The organism is Micromonospora sp. MH33, from assembly GCF_003013775.1.
GTDB classification, from domain to species: domain Bacteria; phylum Actinomycetota; class Actinomycetes; order Mycobacteriales; family Micromonosporaceae; genus Micromonospora; species Micromonospora fulviviridis.
In genome coordinates, this window is record NZ_MUYZ01000330.1 from 1 (window position 1) to 7,240 (window position 7,240).

Consider the following 7,240-nt stretch of genomic DNA (forward strand, 5'->3'; position numbering starts at 1 on the left):
GCCGGCGCGGACGGCGACCTGGTCCTCGCCGCTGCCGCCGGCCAGGACTGCGGCGAGCCGGCGCAGGACGGCGGCGTCGACGGCGGCCGGCAGGTCGACCAGGCCGCCCCACCGGTGCGGTTGTTCCACGGCGGCGGCCCGGCCGAGGCCCCAGACGAGGGTCTGCAGCGGGTCGGTGAGCCGGTCGGCCGGGCCGGCCTTGACCGCGCCGCTGGTGAGGCACCAGACGGGAGCGGCGAGGTCCAGCTCGGTCAGCGCCTGGAGCAGCACGAGGGTGGTGGCGGCGGCGACGCTCACGCCGGGATGCCCGGGCAGCAGCCGGTCCTGCCCCGCGACGAGGTGCAGCACGCCGGCCACCGGCCGCTCGTCGGCCACCGCGCGCAGCCGCTCGGCGAGCGCCGCCCGGTCCAGGTCGTCGGCGCCGACGCGCAGCAGGGCCGGCTCGTCGCCGGCCGCCGCGAACAGCCCGAGCAGGTCGTCCTCCCACGCCGGCGCGGCGTCCGCGGGCAGCACCAGCAGCCAGCGCCCCGCCGGCCGGTCACCCTCGGCGACCGGCACCGGCTTCCACACCACCTGGTACGACCAGCCGTCCGCAGTGGAGCGGTCGTGCCGGTGGCGACGCCAGGAGGACAGCACGGGCAGCGCCGGCAGCAGCGCCTGCACCGGGTCGGCGCCGGCGGCCGGCTCGGCGCCGAGCTGGTCGCGCAACGCCTCGACGTCGGCCTGCTCCACCGCCGCCCAGAACTCGGCGTCCGCGCCGGTCCCGTCCCCGGTAGGGGCGGGCGGGGCCGGCTCGGGCCAGAACCGCTGGCGGTGGAACGCGTACCCGGGCAGCCGGACCCGGCGCGGGTCGGCGCCGGCGAAGAGCTTCCGCCAGTCGACGGCGACCCCGGCGACGTGCAGCTCGGCAAGCGCGGTGAGCAGCGCCGCGGGCTCCGGCCGGTCCCGGCGCAGCAGCGCCACCGAGGTGGCGTCCGGGCCGAGGATCTCCCGGGTCAGCGCGGTCAGCACCCCGCTCGGGCCGACCTCGAGGAACGTGCCGGCGCCGAGGGCGCGGAGCTGCTCGACGCCGTCAGCGAAGCGGACCGCCTCACGGACGTGCCGCACCCAGTACTCGGCGGTGCGGACGGCCTCCGGGTCGACCGGCGCGCCGGTCAGGTTGGACACGATCGGCAGGGTCGGTGCCCGCAGCTCCAGCCGGCTGACCACGGCGGCGAACTCGGCGAGCATCGGCTCCATGAGCGGGCTGTGGAAGGCGTGGCTGACGTTGAGCCGCTTGGTGCGTATCCCACGGTCGGCGCATCGGCGGTCGACCTCGGCGACGGCGTCGGCGCCGCCGGAGACCACCACGGCGGCGGGCCCGTTGACGGCGGCGACGCCGATCGGGCCCTCGACCTCGGCGAGGACGGCCTCGACGTCGGCCGGCGCGGCGGCGACGGACAGCATGGCGCCGCCGGCCGGCAGGGCCTGCATGAGCCGACCCCGGGCGGCGACCAGCGTGGCGGCGTCGGCGAGCGGGAGCACGCCGGCCACGTGCGCGGCGACCACCTCCCCGATGGAGTGGCCCATGAGCACGTCCGGCGTCACGCCCCAGGACTCCAGCAGCCGGTACAGGGCCACCTCGACGGCGAACAGCCCCGCCTGGGTGTAGCGGGTCTGGTCGAGCAGGTCGGCGGCCTCGGTGCCGGGCTCGGCGGTGAGGATCGGCCCCAGCGGGCGGGGCAGGTGCCGGTCGAGTTCGCGGCACACCTCGGCGAGCGCCTCGGCGTAGGCCGGGAACGCCGCCGCCAGCTCCCGGCCCATACCGGCCCGCTGCGCGCCCTGCCCGCTGAACAGGAACGCGAGCTGCCCGCCGCGCGGGCCGGAGCCCACGACCAGGCCGGGCGCGGTGCCGCCGGTGGCGAGGGTACGCAGGTCGTCCCGCAGGCCCGCGCGGTCGGTGGCGAGGACGACGGCCCGGTGCTCCAGCGCGCCCCGGGTGGTGACCGACGACCAGCCGACGTCGGTCAGTGGGAAACCGTCGGCGTCGGTGTCGAGCCAGTCGGCCCAACGGCTGGCCTGGGCGGCCAGCCCGGCGGAGTCGCGGGCGGAGAGCAGCACCGGCACCAGCCCGGTGGTCGCCACCGGGGCCGGGCCGCTCACCGGCGTCGGTGCGGTCTCCTCGGTGCCCGCCTCGGCGCCGGGGCCCGCCGGAGCGGTGGCGGCGTCGTCCGCGGGCTCCGGCGGTGCCTCCTCGATGATGACGTGAGCGTTGGTGCCGCTCATGCCGAAGGAGGACACGCCGGCGCGGCGGGGCTGCTCGCCGGGCGGCCAGGGCTGCGCCTCGGTCAGCACCGACACGGCGCCGGCGGACCACTCGACGTGCGGGGTGGGCTCGTCGACGTGCAGGGTGGCCGGCAGGGTGCCGTGGCGCAACGCCATCACCATCTTGATCACGCCGGCGACGCCCGCGGCCGCCTGGGTGTGGCCGATGTTGGACTTCACCGACCCGAGCCGCAGCGGCCGGTCCGCCGGCCGCCCCTGCCCGTACGTGGCGAGCAGGGCGGTGGCCTCGATCGGGTCGCCGAGGCTCGTGCCGGTGCCGTGCGCCTCGACGGCGTCGACCTGCTCGGGCGAGAGCCGGGCGCTGGCCAGGGCCTGAAGCACCACCCGCTGCTGAGACGGCCCGTTCGGGGCGGTCAGCCCGTTGGAGGCGCCGTCCTGGTTGACGGCGCTGCCGCGCACCACGGCGAGGACGGGGTGGCCGTTGCGGCGGGCGTCGGAGAGCCGCTCGACGAGCAGCACGCCGACGCCCTCGCCCCAGGCGGTGCCGTCGGCGGCGGCGGCGAACGCCTTGACGCGGCCGTCGGCGGCCAGCCCGCGCTGCCGGCTGAAACCGACGAACGCGGCCGGGGTGGACATGACGGTGGCGCCGCCGGCCAGCGCCAGGGTGCACTCGCCCTGCCGCAGGGCCTGGCCGGCGAGATGCAGGGCGACCAGCGACGACGAGCAGGCGGTGTCGACGGAGACGGCGGGGCCCTCGACGCCCAGCACGTACGAGATCCGGCCGGAGACCACACTGGCGGCGGTGCCGGTGAGGACGTACCCCTCGACGCCGGGCGGGGGCGACTGGAGCAGCGCCGCGTAGTCCTGGCCGGTGGTGCTGGCGAAGACACCGACCTGGTGGCCGCGGAGCATCGCCGGGTCGATGCCGGCGTGCTCGAACGCCTCCCACGACGTCTCCAGCAGCAGCCGCTGCTGCGGGTCCATGCCCAGCGCCTCGCGTGGCGAGATGCCGAAGAAGCCGGGGTCGAACTCGGTGGCCGAGTCGACGAAACCGCCCTGCCCGACGTAGGAGGTGCCGGGGTGGTCGGGGTCCGGGTGGATGAGCCGGTCCAGGTCCCAGCCGCGGTCGGCGGGGAAGTCGGAGATGGCGTCCTCGCCGGCGGCGACCAGCCGCCACAGCTCCTCCGGCGAGCGCACCCCGCCGGGGAACCGGCAGCCGATGCCGATGATGGCGATGGGCTCGCGGTGCGCCGCCTCCAGCTCGCCGAGCTTCCTCCTGGTCTGGTGGAGGTCCGCGGTCACCCATTTCAGGTATTCCCGGAGGGTGTCTTCAGTCGCCATCAGCGCCACCTTTTCGGGCCGGAAAAACAGGCGACCCAATACCGTTCGGCCCGACCACGAATTGCAATGGTCCACAGCGTCGCCGCGCCCACCAGGTCTCACTTACCGTGAGGAAGGTAATTGTCGGCCGAGGCGGGTCACAACCCCTACGGTGCCCCTAGGGCCGCCCCTAGGAGGACGGCCGCCGCAGGGCCCGCAGGCTGGCCCGGGGCCGTAGCGCCGACGGCTCGGCCACCGCACGGCCGGGCCGGTCGCGGCGGCGGCGACCGGCCCCCGCGACCGGCTCACCCGGCACACTCGACAATGGTCGGGCAATTCGTTCAGAAATCCTCGGGAACATTGCCACCGGGCCCACCCAGCTCGCGATGGATGAATTCGAAGAGTTCGGCATCGGTGGCCCCGTCGAGGGTCGGTGCCACCGGGGCCTCGGCCGGCGCGGAACGGTCGTCGCCCCAGCGGGCGAGGAACGCCTGCATCTGCACCAGCAGCTTCTGCCGGGTGAGCGGGTCCGGTGCGCCGGCGGCGAACAGGCCGTCCACCTTCTCCAGTTCCGACAGCAGGCCGGCGGTCGCGCCGGGCCCGTCCTGCACCACGAGGGTGCGCAGGTGGCGGGCGAGCGCCAGCGGGGTCGGGTAGTCGAAGACCACGCTGGCCGGCAGCGTGGCCCCGGTGGCCGCCCGGAGCCGGTTGCGCAGCTCCACCGCGGTCATCGAGTCGAAGCCGACCTCCCGGAACGCCCGCGCCGGGCCGAGGTCGCCGGTGCCCGGGTGGCCGAGCACCGCCGCGGCCTGGGTGGCGACGAGGTCGACCAGGAGCGCCTCCTGGTCGGCGTCGCCGAGCGGCCGGAGCCGCTCCCGCAGCGCGGCGGCCGTCGCGTCGTCCGCCGGCTGGTCGGTGTGCAGGCTGCGCAGCGCGTCCCGCGCCTCGGGCACCTCGCCGAACAGCGGCCGGGCCCGCACGGCGGCGACGGCCGGAACGAACCGGTCCCACCGTACGTCGGCCACGACGACCTGCTCGCCGTCGGCGACGGCCCGGCGCAGCGCGGCGACCGCCAGCTCCGGATCCATGCCGGGCAGGCCCCGGCGACTGAGCTGCTCCCGGTCGGTGTCGGCGAGGCCGTCCGCCCAGGGGCCGAACGCCACCGCCGTCACGGGCAGGCCGGCCCGGCGCCAGTTGGCGGCGAGCACCCCGAGCAGGGCGTCGCCGGCCGCCTGCCCGGCCCGCCCGCCGGAGCCCCACACCCCGGAGGTGGACGAGCAGATCACCAGCGCGCCGAGGATCCCGTTCTCCACCTCGTCGGCGTACCGCGGGAGGTCGCCCACCGTGGCGAGCAGGTCGGCGGCGAGGCCCGGGAGGGTCAGCTCGGCCAGCGGCACGGTGGCGGTGTCGGCGGGGACGTGCACCAGCCCGGTAACCGGCCGCCCGTCGGTGGCGAGCTGCGCCATCCGGTCGGCCAGCTTGCCGCCCGCCGGCTGATCCAGCGGCACCACCGCGGCGCCGTGCCGGTCCAGCCAGGCGGTGGCGTGCCGGGCGACCGCCCCCGCCCCGCCGGTGAGCAGGACGCTGCCCTGCGGCGTCCAGCCGCCGCCCGTACCCCCGGCCGGGCCGGTGGCCCGGACCAGGCGCCGGACGTGGGTGCCGGACGCGCGGACGGCGACCTGGTCCTCCCCCTCGCGGTTGGTCAGCGCGGTGACCAGCGCGGCGCACGCCTCCGCGGTCACCGTGCCGGGCAGGTCGACGAGGCCGCCGACGTGCCGGGGGTGTTCCAGGGCGGCGGCCAGGCCGAGGCCCCAGCTGGCGGCCTGCCACGGCCGGGTCGCCGGCTCCTCGTCGGTGGCGACGGCCCCCGTGGTGGCCAACCACAGCGGCGCGCCGGCGTCCCGGCCGGCGTGCGCCTGCAGGAGCAGCAGGTTCGCGGCGAGCCCGGACGGCAGGGCGTCCTGCTCGGGGTGCGGCGCCTCGTCGAACGCGAACAGGGACAGCAGCGCCGTGGGCTGGTGCTCGGCGCCGGCCCGGTCGAGGGCGGCGGCGAGCCCGTCCCGGTCGACCGTCGCCGGGTCCAGGGTGAGCACCCGCACGGCCGCGCCGCCGGCCCGCAGCGCGTCGGCGATCGTGTCGGTGCTCTCGCGGGGCGGCGCGACCAGCAGCCACCGGCCCGGGTCGCCGCCGGTCAGCTGCCGCTGCCGCCAGGTGACCCGGTACCGCCACCCGGAGAGGATGCCGTCCTGGCGGCGCCGGCGCCGCCACGACTCCAGCTCCGGAAGCAGGTCCCGGAGCGGCTGCCGGGTGTCGATGCCGAGCCGTTCGAGGTCGCCGTCGGTGACCGCCCGCCAGAACTCGCTGTCCGCCGGCTCCGCGGCACCGCCCACCGGCGCGGCCAGGGTCGGCCAGTACCGCTGCGGCTGGAACGCGTACGTGGGCAGCTCCGGCAGGTCGCGGGGGGCGGGCCGGGGGCCGGCCAGGGGGGTCAGCACCGCCGGCCAGTCGACGTCCCGCCCGTGCGCGTAGCAGGTGGCGACGGCGGTGAGCAGCGCCGTGACCTCCGGTACGCCGGCCCGGAGGGTGGCGACCGCGGCGCCGTCGTCGGGGAGCAGCCCGGCGTTCATCGGGGTCAGCACGGCGGCCGGGCCGAGCTCCAGGAACGTGTCGACCCCGGCGTCGCGCAGCGCGGTGATCCCGTCGGCGTAGCGGACGGCCTCCCGGACGTGCCGGACCCAGTAGTCGGCCGTACGGATGTCATCGGCGTCGGCGAGCGTTCCGGTCAGGTTCGACACCACCGGCAGCAGCGGCGCCGAGAAGCTCAACCCCTCCAGCACCGCCCGGAACTCGGCCAGCATCGGCTCCATCAGCGGACTGTGGAAGGCGTGGCTCACCGTCAGCCGGCGGGTGCGGGCCCCCCGGTCCCGCCAGAACTCTGCCACCTCGTCCAGGGCCGCCACGTCGCCGGAGACCACGACGGCGTGCGGACCGTTGACGGCCGCGATGCCCAGCCGGTCGGCCCGGTCCGCGATCGACTCGGCGACCGCGGCCTCGTCCGCGGCGACGGCCAGCATCCCACCGCCGGCCGGCAACGCCTGCATCAGCCGGCCCCGCGCCGCGACGAGCGCGCAGGCGTCCGCCAGGGACAACACCCCCGCGACATGCGCCGCGGTGATCTCCCCGATCGAATGGCCGCCCACGAAGTCCGGCACCACCCCGAACGACTCCACGAGACGGAACAGCGCCACCTCGACGGCGAACAGGCCCGCCTGGGTGAACACCGTCTCGTCCAGCAGCGCCGCCGCGGGCGTTCCCGCCTCGGCGAACAGCACCGTCGTCAGTGGCTGCGGCAGCAACGGATCCAGCTGCGCGCACACCTCGTCCACCGCGGACGCGAACACCGGGAACCGGTCGTACAACTCCCGGCCCATCCCGGCGCGCTGCGCGCCCTGACCGGAGAACAGCACCGCGAGCCGGCCGGGGGTCGAGCCCGTGCCGGTGAGCACGGTGCCGGCCGGCGAGCCGGTGGCGAGGGCGCGCAGCCCGGCCAGCAGCTCGTCGCGGTCGGCGGCGGCGATCACGGCCCGGCGCTCCAGGACGGCCCGGCCGACCACGGACGACCAGCCGACGTCGACCGGCAGCGCGGCGTCGTCGG

Annotated in this window: 2 protein-coding genes; both read right to left on the reverse strand. The window is 77.0% G+C overall.

The window, feature by feature from the left end:
* A partial coding sequence (locus B0E53_RS31180) for a type I polyketide synthase (RefSeq protein ID WP_146167827.1) occupies nt 1–3,606 on the reverse strand: 3,606 nt, incomplete at its 3' end.
* Between the two features lie 320 nt (nt 3,607–3,926).
* A partial coding sequence (locus tag B0E53_RS31185) for an acyltransferase domain-containing protein (RefSeq protein ID WP_146167828.1) occupies nt 3,927–7,240 on the reverse strand: 3,314 nt, incomplete at its 5' end.